Genomic DNA, 23,895 nt, shown 5'->3' with positions numbered 1-23,895 from the left:
GCGAAGAACGCGCCATGTGATTTACGCTCAACAGACTGGCTGTATGTTTGGATATACTTGCCAAATCCGGCCCCGGTGCTTCCGCTGCCCTTGACGACTGCCGGCAGTCCGATGTCATTCGCAAAGCTTTCCACCTCCATCGCGTTCGCTGCCATGTGATACGCAGGTAGGTGCCTGCGGCCTTGCTCACGCTTTGGCCAAGTGAGCGTACTTGCTGCGAAACGTCGGAGTATGTATTCGCCGCAAGTTACCGGCTGGTAGCGCTGTGGGTTGCTGTCCTGACACATGACTTTAACGGCTCTATGATCGCATCGAAATCAGGGTCGATAAAGAAGGGGACTGAGTATCGCTCGCGCCCTGAGCTATTCACCACGCGATGCATGTTGGCCAGGTAGACATCGTTGGTGAGCCGCTGAATCAGGTCCCCGATGTTGATTATGAAAGTACCGTGGATCGGTGTGCCCTGTACCCAATCGCCATCTCGGTTCAGGACCTGAAGACCGCCCACGTCATCCTGTGCCAGGATGGTCAAATTGCCGTAGTCTGTGTGGGCGCCAATTCCGATCATGTCCTCGCTAACATGGCCGCTCTGCGGCGGGTAGTGGAGCAGGCGCTGAACGCTGATCGGGTTCCGCATGAAATTCTCGAAATAGCTTTCCGACAGGTCCAGGCTGAGCGCAATTCCCTGCAAAAGTTTTTTCGCGAGGTCCACCATCCTTTGATGGTATCCGTATGTCAGTTCCCGAAACTCGGGCCAATTTGAGGGCCACTGGTTAGGACCGAAAAACGGACCTTCGAACACCGAACCTTCAGGTCCGAAGTCAAAGCACTCCTTAAGGTCTTTCGTCTTTCCAGGATCGGTGTTCTCTCCAAACGGCTCAGTGTATCCGCGAAAAGCCAAATCGGAATTTTTAATGTGCAGTAAGGTCTTCTGCGATAATGGCAAATCAAAGAACTCCCGGCTGACATGGAAAACCGAATCTATCAAATCCTGCGGAATACCGTGATTCTTTACATACATGAAACCGGCGTTGGACAGTGCCCATCGTATTTCACTAGCCACCGCTTTTTTGTTCGTACCGTCGAGGAGCGGGCCTATATCAACCAATGGTATTTTATCAAAGCTTTCGCGTTTTGCTTGCAACGTGTCGTCTAGTCTGACTAAGAAATCCTTGGACATAAGTACACCTGTTTAACAATGGGGAGTCGGAGCATCGCTTCGGCGATGTGGTTCGTGGAGCGTCGAAACGCGAAAAGCGTCGGGAGACGTGACGCGGTCCTGGATAGGTCGAGGAACCCGTCTTATCCGGAGGCGCTCTCGTCTTCGTGTCGCGTTGCAATGGTTGCCAGTTTCGTCACCGATAGGAGGTAGCCTGATCACACCCCGTTCTTTTGTTGCTCTGATCTTTTTGGGCATCTGCGAGAACCGTACGCATCCGGTGAAGACCGCAGACGTGCGCATCCGGCAGCCAGGAGAACCTGAGCACCGGAGTGCTGGGGTCAAGCTTTCTTTGGGGAGACGCGATGATATTCTTCGAGGAGGAGTTTGACCTCCTCGATGCCTTCATCGGTGAAGGCCAAGATCCCGTCGTCATCGTTGGCGCCGTAGACCCAGATGACGCCGTCCTCGGGCTCGAGACCGAGGGTCAGGTCCTGGATGAGCGCTTCGCTGACGCCGAGGTCCCTGGCGACACGATCGACGGTGTAGACGTGATGCACCTTATTGCGCTGCATGATCAGGCCGCCGCTGGTTGGGTCCGCAATTTTGCGGATCTCCAATTCCACGGCAGCAAATCATCGATCCGATGGGCCGGATAGGCGGGCAGTCGGGCGAGGACGTCGGCGAGCCAGGCCTGCGGGTCGACATCGCTCATCTTGGCGCTGACGATCAGGCTGTAGAGAACGGCAGCGCGCTGTCCGCCGCGATCGGAACCGCAGAACAGCCAAGACTTTCTGCCGAGAGCCATCGCAGTGTCATTCTGCCCATGTCGGGCAGATGGTGGAGTTTCATTATCGCTGGCATCCATATTACGGCGNAAGCCATCGCAGTGTCATTCTGCCCATGTCGGGCAGATGGTGGAGTTTCATTATCGCTGGCATCCATATTACGGCGGTCGTTTTCAGCATGAAGGTCGCGAGGACCGGGCCAATGGCGCGATCATCCGGGTAGAGATCAGGCCGGGTGAGATCATCCAGGTGGCGGAGTGGATGCTGGATCGGGCGTTTTGCGCCGACATGGAGATGGGCGAACCGCGTGTTGCGGTGATTGGGCTTGTAGAGCTTCATAGACTGCTTACCGAGCGCGGTTTCAGGCAGACTTCGAGGGGTGGACTCACGGCCATCCAGGAGGCGCGCCATGAAGGCTTTACCACTACCGCCGACATTACCAGTGCTGACCCAGCAGCTGAGCATGCCGTTCGATACGCCGCAGATGCGAGGCCTGAGCGACGGGGAACGAAGCGTCGTTGTCGCCAGGCTGGCGACCCTCCTGATGGCCGCGGCCGGCGTCGCGACGAAGGAGACGAGCGATGACGGGCAATAATCTCCTTCCAGCCACGGTGCTGAAGCGCAAAGCTGTGGTCTACGTTCGACAGTCGACCTCGGGTCAGGTCCAGAACAACCTGGAGAGCCAGCGGCGACAATATGAACTTGTCGATGTCGCGCGACGCTGGGGTTTCCGTGATGTCGATGTGATCGACGATGACCTTGGTCGTACCGCCAGCGGTGCTGTAGACCGCCCTGGTTTCGAACGACTGGTGAGCGGCCTGTGCACGGGCAAGATTGGCGCAGTGCTCTGCCTCGACGCATCGCGTCTTTCTCGCAATGGCCGGGATTGGCACCATCTCCTGGAACTGTGCGGCCTGGTTGAAGCGCGCGTCATAGATCTCGACGGAGTGTACGATCCTTGTCGGCCTAACGATCGATTGTTGTTGGGCATGAAGGGCAGTANGTCATAGATCTCGACGGAGTGTACGATCCTTGTCGGCCTAACGATCGATTGTTGTTGGGCATGAAGGGCAGTATCAGCGAGTTTGAGCTCGGCATTTTGCGAACGCGCATGCTTGACGCGGCTCGCGCCAAAGCGCGGCGGGGGGAGCTGCGTCTCAGTGTCCCGATCGGTTATATCTGGCACCGCGACTATGGGCTGGGGCTTGATCCCGATTTGCGGGTACAAGAGGCGATCCGCCTCATCTTTTCGCGCTTCCGCGAGCTTGGCAGCGCCCGCCAGGTGCTGATTTCGCTGACGGCTGATAATTTCCATTTTCCTCGCCCTTCTGACGGGCGCAAAACGGTGTCCTTCGACTGGGTGCCGGTTCGCTATCGAAGCGTTATTTCGATCCTGAAGAACCCCTTCTACGCTGGGGTCTATGTCTATGGTAAAAGCGAGAAGCGAACCGAGATTGTCGATGGCAGGGCGCGTAAAAGCTACGGCCACGGCAAACCCTTTGGAACGTGGGACGTGCTGCTCCAGGATCATCACGAAGGCTATATCGATTGGAGTGAGTTTGAGAGGAACCAGAGCCACATCGCTGTCAATGCCTTCGGCCAGAAAGGCGGCATCAAGTCTGGTCGTGGCGGCCGCGCGTTGCTCGCGGGCTTGCTCACCTGCGGCCGATGCGGAAGGCGGTTGGGCGTTGTCTACTCGGGGCGGCCTCCCGGGCATCCTATTACCGCTGCGAACGTATCAATCAGATGCTGGCCAAGCCACGATGCATGACTTTTGGCGCATCTCGCATCGACCCTGCTATCGGCAAAGAGATATTGAGGGCCGTGACGCCGATGGCGATCGAGGCCGCAATGGAAGCTGATCGCGCGCATCGGGATAATCTGGAAGAACGACACCGCATGGTGGAGTTGGACTTGCAGCAAGCCCGATACGAGGCCTCTCTCGCTGAACGTCGCTATGCTGCTTGCGACCCTGACAACCGGCTGATCGCTGCCCAACTGGAGAAGAGCTGGGAGGCAGCGCTCAGGCGCGTGGAAGCCTGTGAAGCTGGTTTGGCCCAAGCGCGACAAATCGATCTTGTCACCCCAGTTCCCGAATTTGCTGGCATTGCCACCGATCTGGAGGCCGCCTGGCGCGCACCTAACGTCGATATGCGATGTCGTCAGCAACTCCTTCGTGCTCTCGTGACTGATATCATTGCTGACATCGATGAAGAGCAGCGTGACGTCATTTTGACGATCCACTGGAAAGGCGGCCAGCACTCCCAGCTGCGCATTCGCAAACCCAAAGCTGGCGAACATGGCCAGAGTACTCCGGAGGCCGCCCTTGCCGTCATGCGGTCTATGGCGACCCGGTGGTCCGACACAGACATTGCCGCCACTCTCAACCGGATGGGAATGCAGACCGGGCAAGGCAAAACCTGGACTGGGCGCCGTGTCGGGGCACTGCGCACGGTCCATAAAATCCACGGCTACCGATCCGCCGAAAAGAATGGCGAGTGGCTCACATTGACCGAAGCCGCCAAAAAGCTTGGGGTTACTGCCCATCGGGTCCGTCGATTGATCAAGGAGGGCGTGCTCCCTACCGAGCAGGTGGTACTCGATGCACCGCACCAAATACGAGCTGCGGACCTGGAAAAGGATCAAGTGACCCAGTTTCCGCGTCACAGAGGCCCGTGTCGCATCAAAATGGAAAACCAAAAGTCCCTGTTTCCGGACATTTGAAGAGGAGGTGCAGTATGAATCGGTCATTGCGATGCCGCGCAGGGCTCGCTCGGCTGCATTGTTGGATAGGCAAATCCGCCCATCGTCGAGCGCGCTCCGCTCTTGGCGCACGGCGTGGCGTTGGGCCGGCGACAGGCCGTTGATCGCGCGCTCGATATCGAACAGGGCATCGATGCGCTTCACGGCTTCGACCGCCAGCGGATAGACGAGGTTGGGCTTCTCGCCGTGCGCCTTCTTGCGCGCCGCCGCTTCGACATCGGCCAGCTCAAATACTTTGCGCCGGCTGTGGGCCCAGCAGCTGGCCTCCAGAACAGGCGCCGGCTGACGACCCGTCGCATAGAGATCGCCATAACCACCAAAGGCATCGGCCTGCAGAATGCCGCTCCAGCCGGCGAGATGCGTCGCGGGATGTTCGCCTCGGCGATCGCGGGAATAGTAGAACACTGCCGCCGGCGGATCGGCGCCGCCGAACGGTCGGTCATCGCGCACATAGGTCCATAATCGGCCGGTATCGGTCTTGCCCTTGGCCAGGACCGGCACCGTCGTGTCGTCGCCGTGCAGACGCGAAGCGGCCAGTACATGGGCTTCGAGCTGCTTCAACAGCGGCATCAGCGCCGCGGCGCCGGCGCCGACCTGGTCGGCGAGCGTCGACAGGCTGAGCGGCACGCCTTCGCGGGCATAGCGTTCGGCCTGGCGGTTAAGCGGCTGATGCTGGCCGAACTTCTCGAATAGGATCATCGCCAGCAGGCCGGGACCGGCCCAGCCGCGCGGGGTGGCGTGGAAGGGCGCCGGAGCCTGGCTGATCGTCTCGCAGTCGCGGCAGGTGAACTTCTCCCGCACGTGCTGGATCACCTTCCATTGCCGCGGCACCACCTCCAGCGTCTCGGTGATATCCTCACCCAGCTTGCGCAGCCGATGACCGCCGCAGCAATGGCAAGCGGCCGGCGCCGGCTCGACCACGCGTTCGCGCGGCAGATGCTCGGGAAATGGCTGGCGCGCCGGTCGCTTGCGCATGTAAGGCGCCACCTCGGTGGTCCGGGCCGCGGCCTGTTCGGCGGCGATCTCGTCTTCCGTCGCGGTGCTCTCGAGTTCCTCGAAGGTGAGTTCCATCTGGTCGTGCAGGCGGGCTGAGCGTTCAGAACTCTGACCATGCAGCGCCCGCTGCAGCTTCCGGATCGTCAGATGCTGATGCGCGATCAGCGCCGCATCATCCGATGCCTTGGCCCTGGCGACCGCCAGTTCGGCCTCGACCAGCGCAGCGCGCGCGGCCTCGTCTTCGGCTCTGGCCAGCGCCGCGGTCAGCGCGGCTCTCAGCGCGCCAATATCGTCCGGAACAGCATCCTGGGCGGTGGCAACCATGCCCTGGAGTGAATCATAAAACGCGTCCGCTGACTCGCGGAAAATGGCGCAAACTCAAAGAAAAACTCAGCCCGCGCGCTGCGGGCGGAACGTGTGAAGCGGGTTGCGCCAATCGATCCCGTCGAGCATGTAGGCGAGCTGCGCCGGTGATATGGAAACCGTGCCGTCCGCCGGCGACGGCCATAGAAACCGGCCCTTCTCGAGCCGTTTTGCATACAGCGACATGCCGAGCCCATCATGCCAGATAATCTTGATCAGATTGCCGCTGCGGCCGCGGAAGACATAAATATCGCCGGCATGCGGGTCCCGGCCCAGCGTCTCCTGAACCTGCAGAGCGAGGCCTTGCATCCCGCGACGCATATCGGTCCGGCCGACCGCCAACCAGATCCGCACCTGGCTCGGAACCGGGATCATGAAACGCCCAGCGCCTTCACCATCGCTGCCGCCAGTGTTGGCGGCGTGGTCAGCGGAATCCGCAGCCGCACCTTGCCGGCGACCTCCAGCTCGATCACCGCTGGGGATGCCGCCGGCCGCGAAACGGCGACAGGCTCATCGGGAGCCACGACAACTTCGGCAAAGCCCGTCTCGCGGGCTCTCACCGTGCGGCGCCACTTATAGATCAGGCTGGTCGCGACATCGTACTGACGCGCTACCGCCGCCACTGTGGCCCCGGGCGCGAATGCCGCGGCCAGTATCCGGCACTGATCCTCTTCACGCCAACGACGACGACGCTCAGGCCCGGTCAATAACGTCACATGGCTCATGCTGTGCTGCTAACTTCGCTCGTAAGGGCGACCTTAAGAGCGCAGCCTCGCTACCGTGCCGTCCTCTCGCAAGGCGGCCTTCGCCGGAGGGTATCCGAGAACCCAACAGTGCGCGTCCTCGTCAGCGGCGTATCCGCCGTTCCTTAGATACTGTGCCGGTATAAGGACGCCCTCATCCTGCAGAAGCCGCACGTGGTCTTCAAAGGATGTGGCCTCCGCATAGCTCTTGCGGTCGCTTGCGATTACGAACCCGTTCGACCGTGTGACGCGAGCCAGTTCGCGCAGCCCATCTGGTCCGACATGTCCGAGCGTGAAGGTCAGATCATAGCTTGCTCTGAAGTAATCGGAGGGTAGCCCAATAAGGTCGACATCGCCTCGAACATTGCGGTAGGCTCGGGTTTGCTGTGCCTTTTTGGCCATCTCCTCGGAGAGATCGAACCCGTCGATTAACCGGAACCGGAGGCTTTCCAGCTCCACGCCGACGGGGCCTGTTCCCCAGCCAGCATCCAGGATTGCCATGGCAGTTCGATGCCTGGCCAAATAGGCCGTCTGCACGGCGGCCGCCATTTCGGCCGCGATCATCGGCCCGCAGTACCCATCGGCCAGACCCAAATCGTAGGAACTGGCCCATCCGCGGTAGAAGTGGTCTAGGCGACCGGCGTCGCCGCCGAGGGCGTGGGAATCCTTGGTGTGCTTGCGTGCGGCTTGCTCCAGTGCCGTCTGCTGATCAAGGGTGTTCATGGCAGCTCCTGCGTTTTAGGAGGTCGTGATGAGCAGCGGCCCCTCCTACACTGCTGCTAACTGCCAGATGAGGGCATCAAACCTCGTGCCAATTGACCAAAGAGTCGTGAAAAAAACTTTACGGCTGGCAGGTCGGCGTCAGGTCAAAGAGAATCGTTCAGCACGGCAGGCCGAGTTCCGATCCGTAGCGGCATCGTACGGGCGGTATCATGATCTCTCCTGACTGCCGGGAGCTGAACAACGCGATGACCGTGCCGAGGCCGACGCCCCTCAATTTCGAGTCGGGACGGTCGGGCTCTTGCCGGGTTCGCAGGAATCGATCGGTATCAATCACGTTGTCACCGTCTGGCGGCCGCATCTTCAGCGGTTCAGTCGGTCCGGGCCCGACCCGCGTGGCGACCGAGCGGTCTTTGGGACTGGTCAAATTCCGACAACGCTCGAATTCGCACCAGGCGGTCGCTGTAGCGCCTGAGCACAGGGAACACAGAAAATATCGGCACAAAGCAGGAATCCCGGAGAGTTCACCGGCCGGCGCATGCCGGCACTCGGCCTGGGGTTTTTCGCCACGACATCATCCTCGATCTGACGATGGCTGTATTGGCGAGCTACAGCTGCACCGGCTTCGTCATGAAGAACTCCCGTGTCGTCAGCCCAGGAATTCAATCGCAAGGCGGGCGAGTGGGGCACAGGCCGCGCTCGGATGGAGCGGCCCCTTGCCATCGCAAATGGCGCGATCGCTGCCGCCTCCGGACCGGAACGGCAAGAAGCTCAAGCTAGACTTTGTTGCGTGAGCGGACGATGACGACGAGCCTGGCGGCAGCCAACGCCGTCATGATGTCCATCTGCTCGTCCCTCAGCCCGAATGCCTGTTCAGTCGTTCGTGGCCACGCTTTTCTGGCGGGGCGAAGCGAGTGATGCGTGTCCAAAACCGGACAGCGGCAGAAAACATGTCGGCTTCAATACAACCGGTCATCTTGGCATTTGGAGGCTTTTGAACGGGAAATCATGCGCTTGCTGCGCACCGAGCGCGCTGGCACGGCCTTTGCTAATTGACCTTTGCTGATTGTGATGGGCAACACTTAAGTGAAGGCTGACTGCATGCAGATGCGCGAGACGAGAGCTGCTCTCCTTTCCTTGAAACCCTTGTGCCGTTCTCTAAGCGGGAAACAAGCTCGCGCATAAAGTCGCGCAAGCTGTGGCAACAGCTTTGGAGAGCAGTATGGTATTGCAGATGAAGTCACCGGCTCCTTCGATCAAAGTGGACACCTGGCTGCGTGGCGAGCCCTCACGAACTTCCAGCCCGACAAAGTCTATATCGTCGAATTTTGGGCAACTTGGTGCGAACCATGTGCGACGGAGATGCTCGATCTGATGCGGCTCCAGGAAAAATACAAGGACGGCGGACTTGAGGTCGTCGGAGTCGCGGCTGATGAAGACGCTCCAACGGCCATCGAGGCCCGAACCAAGTTGGACGCGTGGCTGACCGAAAAGTGCTCGAATCTGAACTATCGGATCGCTTTCGACTACACAGGCGAAATGAACAAGCTTTGGATGAAACCCAGCTTTTCCGCCGGGCTTCCGACCTCGTTCGTGGTCGACCGAGACGGCCAGATCGCCTTTATCGGTCATCCAAGCCAACTCGATGAAATTTTGCCGGAAGTGCTCAACGGCAGCTGGCGCACCAGCGACAAAGCGAAAGCCGCCGATACCGAGCGGATCGCCAAAAGCGAACCCATGGCGCGCGAACAAGCGTTGAAGAAGCCGATCGATGACAGATTCTGGGCGGCGGTGAAGTTAGAAGATTGGAAGACGGCGCTCTGGACGATCGAAGAGGGCATCGCTTTGATGCCGGACGACATCAATTTCCGCCTGGCTCATGCGCATCTGTTGCTTCACAAAATTCAAGACATGTGGACCGGCTTGCCCGTGATGCGCCAATTGGTTCGCGACGCGATCGACAAAAACTCCGAGGACTGGATGGTTTCGGCGCTAGACCAACTTTTCCATCCAGCCAATGACCATTCGCGCCTTCCCCCTGCTGAGCGCTTCGCGATGGGCAAGGAGCTGTCCGAACACATCCTCGCGCTGAATCCCCCGCAAGGGGACAGCCCTAAGTTCCGGTCCTATCCCGCGGTCGCCCGATACTATCACGAGAACGGCAACAATGATCGCGCGATCGAGTTGGTCGAACTGGCACTGACGTCGCTGGACGGTCCGGAGCCTCTCCCGGCCGAATCGAAAGAGCAGCATCTGCCGGATTTGCTGCAGGCTCTCGCCAAGTACAGGGGGTGCCAAGGCTTGTTGCGGTGCTCTCTTTGCGGCTGCGCAAAACAATTTCCCGAAGGTGCCAAAGCGCGGTCGGCCGAGGAGGAAAGATAAAAAAGGGTAATTGGTCGAAATGGCTTACTGGCCAATTCGTCCATTTCCCTGGCGTGGCCGCAGCAAGGAGGGTCCATGCAGCGCTTGGTCGATTGTTTGCAGCAGGATCGAGGCTCGAATCTTCATGACCTGTGGCCGCATTGCGGCGGAAGTGATGTTCGACGCGAGTTCGCGTGGAAGATCTCGCAGTCGAGGAGGTGTTCAAGGTCGGCCACGAGGACATCAATTGCGTGGAATGGGCCGCCCCGAGCCGGGCGTCGGCTGCGCAAGGGTGCCCGCAGCAGGCTCCAGAAAACAGACATGGTGCTTCGAGGAAGAGGACTGAATGAGGAGAAGGCGAAATGTCTGACACCGCAATCAGCCCTGCCGTCAACGAGGACGAGGCGCTTGCCACACCGTTCGTCAGATGCCTCGCGCGGCTGATCCGTGCTCAAGACTCCTACGGCTCGTGGGACGGCAATCGGACGCCGAACTGCTGGCCAACTTCATCGTCACCAAGAAACAGCGCCGTGCGATGCCTGTCATCGGCGATCCCGAGCCGGACGTGCTGTGGAGGCTCGACATGTTCTACACCGCCGTTGGGCTCGCGATCGAGGAGCGCTCCGGCCTGATGACATCGCCAATGACAAAGATGAAACCCATGGGGGCTTCGGACGCCTGGTGTTCACGGCCGGGCGGTTGGTCGTTCTGTCGAGATATCCACCGGTTCGGCTTCGCGACGTTCAGGAAGCTCGCGGAGGGCGGTACGAAACTGGTCGACGATGCGACTGCAGCCATCGAAGCCTATCCCGACGTGGCACGGGCATGAAGAAACCGATTTCGAGGAAGGATCTATGTCAAAGCTAGATGAGATGGGGAAGAAAGTCCGAAAGCTTCAGCTGCGCGCGGCAGTTGCCAAGATGAAATTGCGCGACCTTGCAGAGGATCTCCCGGGAAAATGGACGGAGATAGAGGACGTTGCCGAGGAAACGTCGGCCGTTTTTGCCGAGTTGGATGGTGCCAAGAGAGAGCTCGCTGCAATGAAGAAGTTACGATGAGGAGCACATTCACCACCCGCGACGGCTCCGGATGGATGCCGGAATATCTCACCGCTATAGACGGCACGACCTGCATCGGCTGCGGCCGCTGTTTCAAAGTCTGCTCGCGCGAGGTCATGCATCTTTACGGCGTCGATGACACGGGTGAAATCCTCGGCGCCTGCGACGAGGATGACGATTTCGACGGCGAGCTCAATCGCATGATCATGGTCGTCGACCATGCCGGCCGCTGCATTGGCTGCGGAGCCTGCGGGCGCGTCTGCCCGAAGAACTGCCAGACCCATGTTGCGGCCGACCAGGTCGCAGCATGATCTGAGGAGCCAAAACCAGGAGAACGGCGTTGCCCTTAAAAATCTTTTGTCGCGTCCTGGGGCTGGTCCTCTGCAGCAACGCTCTGATTGTCTACTTCGCTTCTCATTCCATCCGCACAGTAGTCGTCATGACGCTGGCTTGTTCGTTGCTCCTTCAGTTGGCCTATTTCGCTAGCGTGCTCTTTCTGATCTGGCGGTCTGGCTGCGATAGCCGAGCCGGCCAAAGGGCTGAGCATTTCAGCAGTTGCAAGGAAGTTGGATCCGAGCCGCCAGACCTTGATGAGGTGATGAATGAATCCGCAGATTTGCTCCAGCGCGATCAAATGCTGGCCATATCGCTGCTGCTGCCTTGAGGCCCCATGACAAGGTCAGTGCTCAAGATAGCGCCACTTTGGACCAACCATCAACATTGAGCAGATATTAGAAGGAATACTGTGCTTGAGAAGTCCATGGTGACCGCAATCCGGTCATTCTGGTTAATCCAGGAGATGCAGTCTTGAATGCCATACGCATTGGTAGCCTCTCGCAGTGGCGTGCGGTTGCAACTCTCAATGACGAACGAGGCGCTGGAAATAGTAATGGGACTCTTCGGCGTCCGATAACGCAGACGACGTCAAATCAAAGACGCCTCTAGAATGACTCGTGCATGGTTAATTCAGCTCCATCACGTGTTGCCGGAGAGAAAATGCTAGCCTGAAAAATTCATGGGGGTTGGTGGATGTGGCGCAAGCCATTGAAATGACGTAGGATTTGGTTGCTTAAGCCGATCCGAACCATTTCCCGGAGACCACACCCACCATGAACGATCTTACGCTGCCGCTGAGCGGTTTGTCATCAGTCGGCGGCAAGTCCGTCGTCGCCCGTTTCGACGGTGGCATGCTGTCGTCCAACAGCGGCGTTCTGGCTTTGGCCGAGGTGGAAAAGCGGTTGCGGGTGGCCGAGCGTCTGGCGCGTTGCATCGACGATCCGCGCTGCCCGGACTAGGTCGTCCACAGCCTGGCGGACATGATCGGCTTTCGCATGAAGATGATCGCCGCCGGCTACGAGGACGGCAACGACGCCAACCGGCTGCGCTGCGATCCGGTCTTCAAGATGGCCCAGGATGCGCTGCCGTCGGGTCGGGATCTGGCGTCGCAATCGACGCTGTGCCGGCTGGAGAACCTANGATCCTGCGACCGGCCAAGCGGCCGAGTGGGGCTGAGATCCGCCCCCACCTGCGCCGTCTGGTGCGGGCGATCCGGATCAACTGGCCGAACATTCGAATCCTGCTCCGCGGCGATAGCCATTATTGCAGCCCGCAGGTCATCGACTGGTGCCGCGCCAACGACGTCGACTTCATCTTTGGCCTCGCGCCCACCACGACCCTGCGCAAGCATGTCGCGGATCTGGAGGCCAGCNCATCGACTGGTGCCGCGCCAACGACGTCGACTTCATCTTTGGCCTCGCGCCCACCACGACCCTGCGCAAGCATGTGGCGGATCTGGAGGCCAGCACGACAGCACGCTTCGAAGCGTCGGCCAAGAGAGGCAAGGTCCGCAGGTTCAAGAAGTTCGTTGACGGAGCCGCTAGTTGGAGCCGCGTCGAGCGCATCATCGCGCGGGTCGAGGTCGGCGCCCACGGTGGCGATATCCGCTTCGTCCCCCGCCTGCCATCACGCCGGAGCAATCCCGGCGCCTGACGAGGCGCGTGGAAAAGCACCGCAACGGCGACCACAGCGTCGCTTCAGGCCGTCAAAAGCTTATCGCCGTGCATNGAGGCGCGTGGAAAAGCACCGCAACGGCGACCACAGCGTCGCTTCAGGCCGTCAAAAGCTTATCGCCGTGCATCAAGGCGGCTAGATGGCAACGAGGCTTATGCCGCCCGAGCATCGCAGCTAAGTATGCATGAGGGGTCGTCCCTTCAAAATACTTGATACATTTGCGCTTGCGTAGCTCCTTGCATGCGCTCGATGCCAGGAGGAGACCTCTGTTCTAAACGCTCGCATCGATGCAACGCCGTTGACACCATCATCGCGGCGACCGCTTTGCCGCGGCCGCCGCAGCCCTTTTCGAGCATGACGATCATGCCGGCGCCATCGCAGTGATGCACTTGCAAATTCAGAGATGCACTCTGCCCAAATGCTAGGTGCCCAGCATATGTCCGGCATCCCGCAACGCCGCTACGAAGAGACGGGCATTGCCGTTGGCATCCATCTTGGCCTGCATCGACAGGGGCATCCTGTGCCAGCTCTCCAAGGCCGCAATGTAATGTGAGAACATACCGTTAACGATGCAATAGTGGGTAACTAGGCCGTGTCCGTCTAACGCCAGCACGCCGAATTGGCCGCCGTGGTATCGGATGGCTGCGACCCGCTGGACCTGCGCGTCACCGTCGATCCGCACGTTGAAAAGCAGGCTGCCGCGGCTCCTGGTGGCTATTTCGGCGGCTTTTTCAGCGAAGCTCAACGAGAGCGAGCGGACGCTTTCGACTGCCATCTGTAAAACCATCAAGTTCAGTTCATCCACTGCCATAAGGTACCTGTGCGCAAGACATGGGTGATTGCAATCGACCACACCGCTTGTTCACAGATGTCGGCTCACGACGGTTATTCAGGGTTCGCCGGTTATCCCTTAAGGGCGTGCTCATCAAAATGATCCTGACGTGGAATGCGCTGCATCTACGAAGCGCGAGGAGCAGGCCAGCCAAAGCTGTCGCGACAATTGATCTCATAATCCACCCCGATATCTGGATTTCGGCATCGCTGAACATCCCTGGTAAGTGAGCTGTTTGCGGCAAGCCCATCTCGGCTTTGTACTCCGAAACCGTTGCAATGGCGTCGCTCGGCGCTCGGGACCGACAGGCTCTGCTCGTCGAGAACTTTGTCCCCGAGAAGCGTTCGACTTTGAGCATTCCGCTGAAGGGTGACGTCTCGCCAGTCCGTGTCCTTGCAGCTCACCGCGAAGGCTTTTTGCGCATCGCACGCAAGCGCACGAATTGGTCTCCGTTCACTTCACAAAATGGTTTTCCTGAAGTACTGGAGCGCAGAGAAATCTCCGGTCGCAGCCTACCCGGTTAAAACAAGGACGACCCAACGATGAAGACTCTCGTCGTCTGCTCCGGCGGATTGGATTCCGTTACTCTTGCCCACAAGGTGGCAGCGGAGCACCAGCTGACCGGCCTGCTATCGTTCGATTACGGCCAACGGCATAGGAAGGAATTGGGCTTCGCCACCCTTTGCGCGGAGCGCCTGAGTGTCCCGCAGCGAATCATCGATATCCACGAGATCGGCGGCGACCTTTCCGGCTCCGCGCTGACCGACAATGTGGACGTGCCCGACGGGCACTATGCCGAAGACACGATGAAGATAACGGTGGTGCCCAACCGGAACGCCATCATGTTGGCCATTGCCTTCGGCCTCGCCGCAGCGCAAGACGCTGACGCAGTGGCGACGGCCGTGCATGGTGGGGATCACGTTGTCTATCCCGATTGCCGTCCGGCCTTCATCGACGCTTTCCAGATGATGCAGGACCACGCGCTCGACGGCTACGCGCAGATTCGCCTTTATGCACCCTATGTGAACCTGACGAAGGCGGACATTGTTACGGATGGAGCCACATACGGCACGCCGTTTGCGCAGACCTGGTCCTGTTACAAGGGCGCCGAGCGTCATTGCGGGAGGTGCGGGACCTGCGTCGAGCGGCGTGAGGCGTTTCACATCGCTGGGCACCCGGACCCAACCGAGTATGAGGACTCCGACTTCTGGCTCGGAGCGCTGCGAAGGACCACCGCGTAATGTTCCGCATCACCAAGGAATTCCACTTCTCAGCCTCGCATCAGCTCACCTCATTGCCACCCGATCACCAATGCGCGCGCCTGCACGGACATAACTACATCGTCGAAGTGGAGCTTTCAGCGGATGGACTGGACGATCACGGCTTCGTGCGCGACTACCACGACTTGGCGCCATTCAAACGCTACATCGACGAGAGCTTCGACCACCGGCATCTCAACGACGTGCTGGGACACGAGCAAGTCACGGCGGAATATCTGGCCAGACATTTCTACGACTGGTGCAAGGCACGCCTGAGCGAAACCGCGGCCGTGCGGGTGAGCGAAACGCCGAAAACCTGGGCGGAATACCGGCCATGACGAATACTCATCCCGCAATCCGCGTTAGCGAGATTTTCGGGCCGACGATCCAGGGCGAGGGCGTGCTCATAGGTTTGCCGACGATCTTCGTCAGAACCGGCGGGTGTGACTATCGCTGTTCCTGGTGCGACAGCCTCCATGCTGTGGACAATCAATTCCGCCATGAATGGGAGATGATGTCCGTTGGGGCGGTGTGGAAAAATGTGCTTGCCCTTTCCGGTGGCCGCCCGCTTATGGTGTCGCTATCAGGCGGCAATCCGGCCATCCAGCCGCTCGGCGCGCTCATCGACCGGGGCCATGGTGACGGTTACCGTTTTGCGCTGGAAACCCAAGGGTCGCTTGCCAGGGACTGGTTTGCGCAGCTTGACGTGCTGATCCTCAGCCCAAAGCCGCCGTCAAGCCGAATGACGACAGATTGGGCCGCTGTCGAGGCGTGCCTCCAGGCGGCACAAGGCAAGCCCCAAGTCGTGCTCAAGCTCATTGTTTTCGACGAAAGGGACTACACCTACGCGAAAGACGCCGCTGCGCAATTTCCGCAACTTCCGATCTATCTGCAGCCCGGCAATCACACGCCGCCACACCCCACAAATGATGACGCGCCTGTCGACCTTGACGGAATATTGAAGCGCATGGAGTGGCTGGTTGACAGCGTGACCCGCGACAGATGGTTCGAGGCCCGCGTGCTGCCGCAGCTGCACGTTGTGCTCTGGGGTAACAAGAGAGCCGTCTAGCCCAGGCCCTTTCCACTGGAACTGCGCCGGCAGAATTCGGGTGAACGGGTGGTTCAGGTCGAAGGGAGCTGTCGCCGACAACCATGATCCGACAGGCAGGGCTCGAGCGGACGATATCGTCGCTGCGCCAAGACGCGTCTGGTCCGCTCAGAATCTTGTCTCGATAGACGGTCGCCGATCAACAAACGTACCGCGGTCCATGATCGACTGAGAGGCATGACCGTTCCTCTGAGTGCTCAGACTGCCGCCGAGTGCCTGGCCGTTCCAGCTTCGAAATATTTGTCGAACCTGGCCGCGATGCTTCGGACGAAAGGGCGACTTTCAGCCGGCACAACGAATCTGTCGCCATCAAGTTCAAGCAATCGAACCGGATCGTGGAGGGCCATGGAACTTGACTGAAGGAGGAGCCTCTGGCCGGCCTCGCCGAAGCGTTCCACCAGATCGATGGCCGAGAAGGCGAAGTCGCACATCAAACGTTCGATGATCCAGCCGCGAACGCGGTCGTCGTTGGAAAGTGCGATACCCCGAACAGCGGCCAGCCCGCCGTCATCAACCATGCGTCTATATTCGCTGGTTGAAGGCATGTTCTGCGCATAGCCTTGCCGAAACTGGCTAATGGATGACGGGCCGAGGCCGATCAATGTCTCGCAGCGATCCTCGGTATAGCCCTGAAAGTTCCGGTGCAGAGTGNATGGATGACGGGCCGAGGCCGATCAATGTCTCGCAGCGATCCTCGGTATAGCCCTGAAAGTTCCGGTGCAGAGTGCCGGTTCGGGCCGCTACCGCCAACGCATCGTTAGACTTGGCGAAATGGTCGAGCCCAATTGCTTCGTATCCCTGGTCCACGATCGCCCGCGCTGCCAGCTGCGANGTTAGACTTGGCGAAATGGTCGAGCCCAATTGCTTCGTATCCCTGGTCCACGATCGCCCGCGCTGCCAGCTGCGACTGGGCAAAGCGCTCCGCGGGACCCGGCAACCAGGCCTCGTCGATCATCGTCTGATGTTTCTTGCACCACGGTACATGCGCGTAGCCAAACAGTGCGATCCGATCCGGTTCCAGGGTCAGTGCCTGCGTGACCGTAGAAGCGACGCTTTCCCTGGTCTGGTGCGGCAGACCGTAGAGCAGGTCCAGATTGACGGATTCGACGCCGCGCGAACGAACGCCGTCGACGACCGTCTTGGTCTGCAGGAAGCTCTGCTCGCGGTTGATCGCCTTTTGCACCTTCGGATCGAAATCCTGGACGCCGAGGCTCGCACGGGTCATGCCGATTTCGGCAAGCGCATCGAGGCGGGCATCGTCCATATCGTTGGGTTCGATTTCAACGCTGATCGTGGCGCCGGGAAGAAAGCCGAAGCTGTTGCGCAGGNCGGTTCCCAGCGCCACCATATCTTCGGGCTTGAGCATCGTCGGCGAACCACCGCCGAAATGGACGGCACGCACACGACCTTTGCCTCCAACAAGACTGGCGACGGTGGCGATCTCGGCATGCAGTGAGCGCAGATATGTGGTCACCGGTTCGTAATGGCGTGTCTGCTTGGTATGGCAGGCACAGAACCAGCAAAGCTTGTCGCAGTATGGGATGTGCAGATAGAGCGAGATTTCGTCGCCCTCGTCGAGCCCCTGTAGCCAGCCACGACAAACGGTAGCGTCAACGCTTGCATTGAAATGCGGCGCGGTCGGGTAGCTCGTGTATCGCGGGACGTTCTCGCCAAATCTGGCAACTAGCTTTTGTCGCATGTCGTGGTCCACCGTGTTTGCGTCGCCCGAACTGTGGATGCTTGGATGAGCCTAAGCCCTGATTTCGATCAACCTTCAGCACGGACAAACTGCCGCAAGGATTTTTCTACCGTGGATGCTATCCTGCCCGCACCGACCGGTAGAGCGATCGAATGACATTACGGCAGGATATTCACAGTTCCGGCATTCCCGTTCTTTGCCTGTCTTGCGAGGCACGGCGCCGCGGTGTCTGTGGCGCGCTAGAGCCAGACCATTTGGCTCAGCTCGCCAAGACGTCGTCGCGGCACAATATCGAGCCGGGGGTCGAACTGATCGGCGACGCCGAGACGGTCGACTGTTATTCGAACGTGCTTTCAGGCGTGGTGAAGCTCACGAAGAGCCTGTCAGATGGACGCCAACAGATTGTCGGCCTGCAGTTCGCCCCGGATTTTCTGGGTCGGCCCTTCAAGATGAAAAGTGCGATCAATGCGGAAGCGGCAACAGCTGTCTCGCTATGCTCGTTTCCCAGAGCGGCCATCGAACGGATGATGAAGCAGTCACCCGAATTTGTGCATCGCCTGCTCAAGCAGGCGCTGAACGAACTTGACGAGGCACGCGAATGGATGGTGACTCTGGGGCGCAAGACCGCACCAGAGAAGGTGGCGAGCTTTCTCCTCATGATTGCCCGGAACATCGACTCCAATGTTGACCCGACGGCTAGCTCGACGTGCTTCGAGCTGCCGATGACGCGTGCCGACATTTCTGATTTCCTTGGAATCACAAACGAGACCGTGAGCCGTCAGCTGACCAGCCTGAGAATGGACGGCGTGATTCGGATCGAGAACAACCGCCGCGTCACCGTGGACAGCATGAGCCGGCTGGAACGGCGCTGCGGCGGCCGAGGCGCTACAGCCGTTTGAATGACGCAGAAGCTGCATGGCCCCCGTCACTTACTTCATCCGGGGCAGGGCATGCTCGCGTTGGGCTCAGAAGAAGTCGCGTAGCGACAGCCCGTTCTCCATCCGATCGTATGCGCCAGTTGCCTTTCGGCTCGTCGGCGAAGCATCCACACTTGGCCGAAGTCAATACGCCTCATCCGCAGGGGAAAATCGCCGTCTCCCCAAGCCACGAATGTCACGACGGCAGCGTAACGCTGGCGCTGGCTGTTCCAAGGCATTGAACGCGGGGTTCGGTAAGGCGTCGACCTGCTTTCCAGCGTCGCAGAAGGTGCGCTCCCCCACACGCCCGCGGTCGCCTCCGCACCCGGGGCCCGACCGGGGACGCCAGGTCCCATCCATAAACCAGCGGCCGGTGGTGCGCTTCCACATTCGATTGTCGCAGTCTGATCGCACCGAACTCGATGCTGCTCGAGCAAAATGGTGCGGCTCTGACATGGATCAGGGCGAGCAGGCGACGGCTGCGCAATAAGACACCGCGGTTTGGCATCCGCCGGAATTGGAAATCGGGGCTTGCGATGAAATTCGGCAAAGAAATCGTGCTTCTAAGCCTGTTCGCATTCGCGGCTTTGGTGGCGGCTGGCGCTGGGGTGGATGAACCCTTTCGCCAGCATATGTGGGTCTTGTTCTTCGCCTTGGCTGGCTTCACTGCGATCCTACTGCGCAACACTGAGTTCAAGCCTGCCGCTCCGATCGACCCGTCCGCTTACATGGACGGGCCAATCCGCTACGGCGCCATCGCCACCATGTTCTGGGGTGTGGTTGGCATGGTGGTCGGGGTGGTCATCGCGCTGCAGCTTGCCTATCCCGATCTCAACATCCAGCCCTGGTTCAACTTCGGCCGCTTGCGGCCTCTGCACACCTCGGGCGTCGTCTTCGCCTTCGGCGGCAACGCGTTGCTTTGCACGTCTCTCTATGTCGTCCAACGCACATGCCGCGCCCGGCTGTTCGGTGGCGATCTCGCCTGGTTCGTGTTCTGGGGCTACCAGCTCTTCATCGTCATGGCCGCGACCGNGCGAATATGCGGAACCCGAATGGTATGTCGACATCTGGCTGACCATCGTCTGGGTCGCCTACCTGATCCTGTTTCTGGGCACCATCCTGAAGCGCAAGGAACCGCACATCTACGTCGCCAACTGGTTCTACCTTTCCTTCATCGTGACCATCGCGATGCTGCATGTGATCAACAACCTGTCGATGCCGGCCTCCTTTCTCGGCTCCAAGAGCTATTCTGCATTTTCCGGAGTCCAGGACGCCCTGACGCAATGGTGGTACGGCCACAACGCCGTCGGTTTCTTCCTAACCGCCGGCTTCCTCGGCATGATGTACTATTTCGTGCCCAAGCAGGCCAACCGGCCGGTCTATTCCTACCGTCTGTCGATCGTCCATTTCTGGGCAATCATCTTTCTCTACATCTGGGCTGGGCCCCATCACCTGCACTACACGGCCTTGCCCGACTGGGCGCAGACGCTCGGCATGGTGTTCTCGATCATGCTGTGGATGCCGTCATGGGGCGGCATGATCAACGGCCTGATGACGCTGTCGGGCGCCTGGGACAAGCTGCGCACCGATCCCATCATCNACTCTGGAACCGTGAACGCCTCTATTCGCTCAGGCTCGTCACCTGGCATTTCTGGCTGGCGACGCTCGGCATCGTCGTCTACGCCGCTGTCATGTGGGTGTCCGGCATCATGCAGGGCCTGATGTGGCGCGAATACGACGAGCAGGGCTTCCTGGTCTACTCCTTCGCCGAAACCGTGGCCGCTATGCACCCTTATTACATCATGCGCGCCATCGGTGGGGCCATGTACCTCTCCGGCACCCTGATCATGGCCTGGAACATCGCCATGACCATCCTCGGCTACCGGCGCGAGCAGGATCCGATGCCGCGCTCCACCCCCGCCCTCCAGCTTGCGCGATGATGAGACAGAAAATGAGGTTGATGAACAGACACGCGGTCATCGAGAAGAACGCTACACTTCTCCTCCTCGGGTCGCTGCTGGTCGTGACAATCGGCGGCATCGTCGAGATCGCGCCGCTCTTCTATCTCGATAATACGATCGAGAAGGTGGAAGGCATGCGGCCTTACTCGCCGCTCGAACTTGCCGGGCGAAACATCTATGTCCGCGAGGGCTGCTACCTCTGCCACAGCCAGATGATCAGGCCGTTCCGTGACGAGGTCGAGCGCTACGGCCACTACAGCCTGGCGGCCGAATCGATATACGACCACCCCTTCCAGTGGGGATCGAAGCGCACCGGACCGGATCTCGCCCGCGTTGGCGACCGGTATTCCAACCTGTGGCACGTGGATCACCTGACAGATCCACGGTCCGTGGTACCGGAATCGATCATGCCGAGCTATGCCTTCCTTAAGGACAAGCCGATCGCGGTGAAGGACTTCTCGACGCATCTGGTCGCCAACAGGCGCGTCGGCGTCCCTTACTCCGACGACATGATCGCCAACGCCAATGCCGATTTGATGGCGCAGGCTGATCCCAACGCCGACACATCCGGCNTACTCCGACGACATGATCGCCAACGCCAATGCCGATTTGATGGCGCAGGCTGATCCCAACGCCGACACATCCGGCCTCGAGGCCCGCTACCCCAAGGCCAAGATCGGCGACTTCGACGGCAACCCGCAGCAAGTCACCGAAATGGACGCGCTGGTTTCTTATCTCCAGATGCTGGGCACGCTGGTCGATTTCAAGAACTACGGTGAGACCGCCGGCTACCGCTGAGGACAATGGCCATGACGTACAATTTCATGCGGGAGTTTGCCGACAGCTGGGGCCTACTTGCCATGGCTCTTTTCTTCATCGGATCTGTTGCCTTTGCAGTTCGTCCCGGAAGCCGCAGGCAAGCCGGCGAAGCAGCTCAAATTCCTCTGAAGGAGGACTGATCATGAGCAGCGATCACATCGACGAGGTTTCCGGCATCTCAACCACCGGTCATGAGTGGGACGGCATTCGGGAGCTCAACAACCCGCTTCCGCGCTGGTGGGTCTGGACGTTCTACATCACCATAGTCTGGGCGATGGGGTACACGATCGCCTATCCGGCATGGCCTCTGCTGCACACGGCAACCAAGGGGGTGCTCGGCTACTCCAGCCGCAACGATGTCGGGAACGAGTTGTCCGCGGCTGAAGCGGCCAAGGGCAAATATGTCGCCGCGATAGAAGCGAAAAGTGTTTCGGAGATCGCGGCGGACGACACGCTGCNCCGCCGGCGGTGCCGCGTTCAAGCTCAATTGCGTGCAGTGCCATGGTTCCGGCGCCCAGGGCTCCAAGGGCTTCCCCAACCTTAACGACGACGACTGGCTGTGGGGCGGCAAGGCGGACCAGATTCAGCAGACGATCACCCATGGCATTCGCTTCGCCTCCGATCCGGATACGCGCCTGTCGGAAATGCCCGCCTTTGCCGACATCATCACCGCCGACCAGATCAAACAGGTCAGCGCCTACGTCGCCAGTCTGTCGGGGGCCGTCGTCAATCAAGCATTGGTCGCGCCGGGCGCAAAGGTCTTTGCCGAAAACTGCGTGGCCTGTCATGGCGACAATGCAAAAGGCAACAAGGAACTCGGCGCTCCAGATCTGACCGACGCCATCTGGCTCTACGGGTCAGGCGAAGCGGCCATCGCCGCCCAGGTCACCGCGCCGAAACAGGGCGTGATGCCGGCCTGGGGCGCGCGCCTCGGCGAGACCAAGGTCAAGGAACTGGCGGTCTACATCCATTCGCTTGGCGGCGGAGAATAGCAAAGCAGCCTATTCTCGTCCTCCCCCTCCCGCCAAGCGACGAGGCCCGGCGCAAGCCGGGCCTCGGCATCATCCAGAACCGATGAGTCGGCTTCCGGCGAAATCGTCGCTGGTGACTGGAGCTTCTCGTGCTCGATAACACGCAAATAGAACGGATCGAACCCACGACGTTCAACTCCGCCAAGGTGCGTCAGCCAATGTACGCCGCGCGCAAGAAGATCTTCCCGAAGCGGGCCTCGGGCAGCTTTCGCCAGTTCAAATGGCTGGTGATGGCGATCACGCTGGGCATCTACTATCTGACACCGTGGCTGCGCTGGGATCGGGGTCCGTTTGCCCCCGACCAGGCGGTGCTGCTTGATGTCGCCAACCGGCGCTTCTATTTCTTCTTCATCGAGATATGGCCCCAGGAATTCTACTATGTCGCCGGCCTTCTGGTCATGGCCGGCGTCGGTCTTTTCCTGATCACGTCGACTGTTGGCCGTGCCTGGTGTGGCTACACATGTCCACAGACCGTATGGGTCGATCTGTTCCTGGTCGTCGAGCGCGCGATCGAGGGCGACCGCAACGCACGCATCAAGCTCGATACCGGTCCTTGGACCACTCGTAAGCTTGTGCTGCGGGCATCGAAACACGTCATCTGGCTGGTCATAGCCGCAGCGACTGGTGGCGCATGGATCTTCTATTTCGCCGATGCGCCGACGCTGCTCGGCGAACTCTTCACCGGCACGGCAGCGCCTGTCGCCTACATCACCGTCGCGGTTCTGACGGCGACGACCTACACGTTTGGCGGGCTGATGCGCGAACAGGTCTGCACCTATATGTGCCCATGGCCGCGCATCCAGGCAGCCATGCTCGACGAGAGCTCGCTCACNTATGGCCCCAGGAATTCTACTATGTCGCCGGCCTTCTGGTCATGGCCGGCGTCGGTCTTTTCCTGATCACGTCAACCGTCGGCCGTGCATGGTGTGGCTACACATGCCCACAGACCGTATGGGTCGATCTGTTCCTGGTCGTCGAGCGCGCGATCGAGGGCGACCGCAACGCGCGCATGCGGCTCGATGCCGGTCCATGGACCACCCGCAAGCTCGTGCTGCGGGCATCGAAACACGTCATCTGGCTGGTCGTAGCCGCAGCGACTGGTGGCGCATGGATCTTCTATTTCGCCGATGCGCCGACGCTGGTCGGCGAACTCTTCACCGGCACGGCAGCGCCTGTCGCCTACATCACCGTCGCGGTCCTGACGGCGACGACCTACACGTTTGGCGGGCTGATGCGCGAACAGGTCTGCACCTATATGTGCCCATGGCCGCGCATCCAGGCAGCCATGCTCGACGAGAGCTCGCTCAC

General features: G+C 60.0%; 20 protein-coding genes and 10 pseudogenes. 19 read left to right on the top strand and 11 right to left on the bottom strand.

Features of this window, described 5'->3' with window-relative positions; translation table 11 throughout:
- Positions 1–247 precede the first annotated feature (247 nt).
- The 3 genes and pseudogenes from X756_RS00385 to X756_RS136645 all read right to left on the bottom strand — a co-directional run.
- Positions 248–1,180 (bottom strand): 2-oxoglutarate and iron-dependent oxygenase domain-containing protein, encoded by a 933-nt coding sequence (locus tag X756_RS00385; RefSeq protein WP_023731895.1) that lies wholly within the window; start codon positions 1,178–1,180, stop codon positions 248–250.
- A 320-nt stretch (positions 1,181–1,500) separates the two neighbouring features.
- Positions 1,501–1,734, bottom strand: coding sequence for a hypothetical protein (locus X756_RS136640; RefSeq protein WP_023731894.1), 234 nt, complete (start codon positions 1,732–1,734; stop codon positions 1,501–1,503).
- A 2-nt stretch (positions 1,735–1,736) separates the two neighbouring features.
- Positions 1,737–1,967 (bottom strand): annotated as a pseudogene (locus X756_RS136645) (IS66 family transposase); the annotation flags it as partial.
- A 389-nt stretch (positions 1,968–2,356) separates the two neighbouring features.
- On the opposite strand from X756_RS136645, the gene X756_RS1000000169190 reads away from it, so the two are divergent.
- Both X756_RS1000000169190 and X756_RS1000000168430 read left to right on the top strand, forming a co-directional pair.
- A complete protein-coding gene (locus X756_RS1000000169190) occupies positions 2,357–2,542 on the top strand; it encodes a hypothetical protein (protein WP_023731891.1) in 186 nt (61 codons plus the stop codon).
- Positions 2,529–4,671, top strand: a pseudogene (locus X756_RS1000000168430) (recombinase family protein). Before X756_RS1000000169190 ends, X756_RS1000000168430 begins: the two are co-directional and overlap by 14 nt.
- 24 nt (positions 4,672–4,695) lie before the next feature.
- Here X756_RS1000000168430 and X756_RS0136065 read toward each other — a convergent pair.
- Positions 4,696–5,910 (bottom strand): annotated as a pseudogene (locus X756_RS0136065) (IS66 family transposase); the annotation flags it as partial.
- On the opposite strand from X756_RS0136065, the gene X756_RS1000000170260 reads away from it, so the two are divergent.
- Entirely contained in the window at positions 5,821–6,042 is a 222-nt protein-coding gene (locus X756_RS1000000170260) for a hypothetical protein (protein ID WP_245264604.1), read from the top strand. The pseudogene X756_RS0136065 and the gene X756_RS1000000170260 overlap by 90 nt on opposite strands.
- 54 nt (positions 6,043–6,096) lie before the next feature.
- Here X756_RS1000000170260 and tnpB read toward each other — a convergent pair whose 3' ends face one another.
- Genes tnpB through X756_RS136660 form a run of 3 tightly spaced genes read right to left on the bottom strand, consistent with a single transcriptional unit; the run spans position 6,097 to position 7,535 of the window.
- The gene (gene tnpB / locus X756_RS136655; protein ID WP_023680052.1) at positions 6,097–6,444 is read right to left on the bottom strand and encodes an IS66 family insertion sequence element accessory protein TnpB; all 348 of its coding nucleotides are present in this window, start codon (positions 6,442–6,444) and stop codon (positions 6,097–6,099) included.
- Positions 6,441–6,794 carry a transposase gene (locus X756_RS0136060; RefSeq protein ID WP_031239744.1) on the bottom strand — a complete coding sequence of 118 codons (354 nt, stop codon included), beginning with the start codon at positions 6,792–6,794 and terminating at the stop codon, positions 6,441–6,443. The genes tnpB and X756_RS0136060 overlap by 4 nt, the downstream gene beginning before the upstream one ends.
- A gap of 33 nt (positions 6,795–6,827) precedes the next feature.
- Positions 6,828–7,535 (bottom strand): class I SAM-dependent methyltransferase, encoded by a 708-nt coding sequence (locus X756_RS136660; protein ID WP_023731888.1) that lies wholly within the window; start codon positions 7,533–7,535, stop codon positions 6,828–6,830.
- Positions 7,536–8,754: 1,219 nt separating this feature from the next.
- Between X756_RS136660 and X756_RS01000000166370 the strand changes: the two are divergent.
- From X756_RS01000000166370 to X756_RS1000000170255, 6 genes and pseudogenes are all read left to right on the top strand, one after another.
- Positions 8,755–9,924, top strand: a pseudogene (locus X756_RS01000000166370) (TlpA disulfide reductase family protein).
- A gap of 438 nt (positions 9,925–10,362) precedes the next feature.
- Positions 10,363–10,722 carry a DUF269 domain-containing protein gene (locus X756_RS01000000166365; RefSeq protein ID WP_023731886.1) on the top strand — a complete coding sequence of 120 codons (360 nt, stop codon included), beginning with the start codon at positions 10,363–10,365 and terminating at the stop codon, positions 10,720–10,722.
- Positions 10,723–10,747: 25 nt separating this feature from the next.
- Complete coding sequence (locus tag X756_RS136665) at positions 10,748–10,951, top strand: CCE_0567 family metalloprotein (protein WP_023731885.1); 204 nt, start codon at positions 10,748–10,750, stop codon at positions 10,949–10,951.
- Positions 10,948–11,262: a ferredoxin III, nif-specific gene (fdxB, locus tag X756_RS136670; RefSeq protein ID WP_023731884.1), complete on the top strand. Its 315-nt coding sequence runs from the start codon at positions 10,948–10,950 to the stop codon at positions 11,260–11,262. Before X756_RS136665 ends, fdxB begins: the two co-directional genes overlap by 4 nt.
- 29 nt (positions 11,263–11,291) lie before the next feature.
- Entirely contained in the window at positions 11,292–11,615 is a 324-nt protein-coding gene (locus X756_RS136675) for an exopolysaccharide production repressor protein (RefSeq protein ID WP_023731883.1), read from the top strand.
- A 445-nt stretch (positions 11,616–12,060) separates the two neighbouring features.
- A pseudogene (locus X756_RS1000000170255) lies at positions 12,061–12,901 on the top strand (transposase); the annotation flags it as partial.
- Between the two features lie 260 nt (positions 12,902–13,161).
- Here X756_RS1000000170255 and X756_RS1000000169180 read toward each other — a convergent pair.
- The gene (locus tag X756_RS1000000169180) at positions 13,162–13,326 is read right to left on the bottom strand and encodes a hypothetical protein (protein WP_023685557.1); all 165 of its coding nucleotides are present in this window, start codon (positions 13,324–13,326) and stop codon (positions 13,162–13,164) included.
- Between the two features lie 56 nt (positions 13,327–13,382).
- Positions 13,383–13,772 carry a hypothetical protein gene (locus X756_RS136680; RefSeq protein ID WP_023673549.1) on the bottom strand — a complete coding sequence of 130 codons (390 nt, stop codon included), beginning with the start codon at positions 13,770–13,772 and terminating at the stop codon, positions 13,383–13,385.
- 563 nt (positions 13,773–14,335) lie between these two features.
- Between X756_RS136680 and queC the strand changes: the two genes are divergently transcribed.
- The 3 genes from queC to queE are packed head-to-tail and all read left to right on the top strand — an operon-like array spanning position 14,336 to position 16,121.
- On the top strand, positions 14,336–15,034 hold the full coding sequence (gene queC, locus X756_RS136685; protein WP_023697800.1) for a 7-cyano-7-deazaguanine synthase QueC: 699 nt from the start codon (positions 14,336–14,338) through the stop codon (positions 15,032–15,034).
- Positions 15,034–15,390 (top strand): 6-carboxytetrahydropterin synthase QueD, encoded by a 357-nt coding sequence (gene queD, locus X756_RS136690; protein ID WP_023673552.1) that lies wholly within the window; start codon positions 15,034–15,036, stop codon positions 15,388–15,390. The genes queC and queD overlap by 1 nt, the downstream gene beginning before the upstream one ends.
- A complete protein-coding gene (queE, locus tag X756_RS136695) occupies positions 15,387–16,121 on the top strand; it encodes a 7-carboxy-7-deazaguanine synthase QueE (protein WP_023707020.1) in 735 nt (244 codons plus the stop codon). The genes queD and queE overlap by 4 nt, the downstream gene beginning before the upstream one ends.
- Before the next feature lie 236 nt (positions 16,122–16,357).
- Here queE and X756_RS1000000170250 read toward each other — a convergent pair whose 3' ends face one another.
- Both X756_RS1000000170250 and X756_RS1000000170245 read right to left on the bottom strand, forming a co-directional pair.
- Entirely contained in the window at positions 16,358–16,762 is a 405-nt protein-coding gene (locus tag X756_RS1000000170250; protein WP_245264603.1) for a hypothetical protein, read from the bottom strand.
- A gap of 155 nt (positions 16,763–16,917) precedes the next feature.
- Complete coding sequence (locus X756_RS1000000170245) at positions 16,918–17,859, bottom strand: radical SAM protein (RefSeq protein ID WP_245264602.1); 942 nt, start codon at positions 17,857–17,859, stop codon at positions 16,918–16,920.
- Positions 17,860–18,011: 152 nt separating this feature from the next.
- On the opposite strand from X756_RS1000000170245, the gene X756_RS136700 reads away from it, so the two are divergent.
- The 7 genes and pseudogenes from X756_RS136700 to X756_RS0136015 all read left to right on the top strand — a co-directional run.
- The gene (locus X756_RS136700; protein ID WP_031239742.1) at positions 18,012–18,758 is read left to right on the top strand and encodes a Crp/Fnr family transcriptional regulator; all 747 of its coding nucleotides are present in this window, start codon (positions 18,012–18,014) and stop codon (positions 18,756–18,758) included.
- A 554-nt stretch (positions 18,759–19,312) separates the two neighbouring features.
- Positions 19,313–20,716 (top strand): annotated as a pseudogene (locus X756_RS01000000166350) (cbb3-type cytochrome c oxidase subunit I).
- Positions 20,717–20,727: 11 nt separating this feature from the next.
- Positions 20,728–21,535 (top strand): annotated as a pseudogene (gene ccoO, locus X756_RS01000000166345) (cytochrome-c oxidase, cbb3-type subunit II).
- Positions 21,536–21,546: 11 nt separating this feature from the next.
- Complete coding sequence (locus X756_RS136705; protein WP_023690689.1) at positions 21,547–21,696, top strand: CcoQ/FixQ family Cbb3-type cytochrome c oxidase assembly chaperone; 150 nt, start codon at positions 21,547–21,549, stop codon at positions 21,694–21,696.
- Between the two features lie 2 nt (positions 21,697–21,698).
- Positions 21,699–22,548 (top strand): annotated as a pseudogene (gene ccoP / locus X756_RS01000000166340) (cytochrome-c oxidase, cbb3-type subunit III).
- 128 nt (positions 22,549–22,676) lie between these two features.
- Positions 22,677–23,419 (top strand): annotated as a pseudogene (locus X756_RS136710) (4Fe-4S binding protein); the annotation flags it as partial.
- 3 nt (positions 23,420–23,422) lie between these two features.
- Positions 23,423–23,895: pseudogene (locus X756_RS0136015) on the top strand (4Fe-4S binding protein); the annotation flags it as partial.

The organism is Mesorhizobium sp. LNJC405B00 (assembly GCF_000502615.1).
GTDB lineage: Bacteria > Pseudomonadota > Alphaproteobacteria > Rhizobiales > Rhizobiaceae > Mesorhizobium.
Note: the sequence above shows the minus strand (reverse complement) of the source record. Positions and strands in the feature narration are given on the sequence as shown.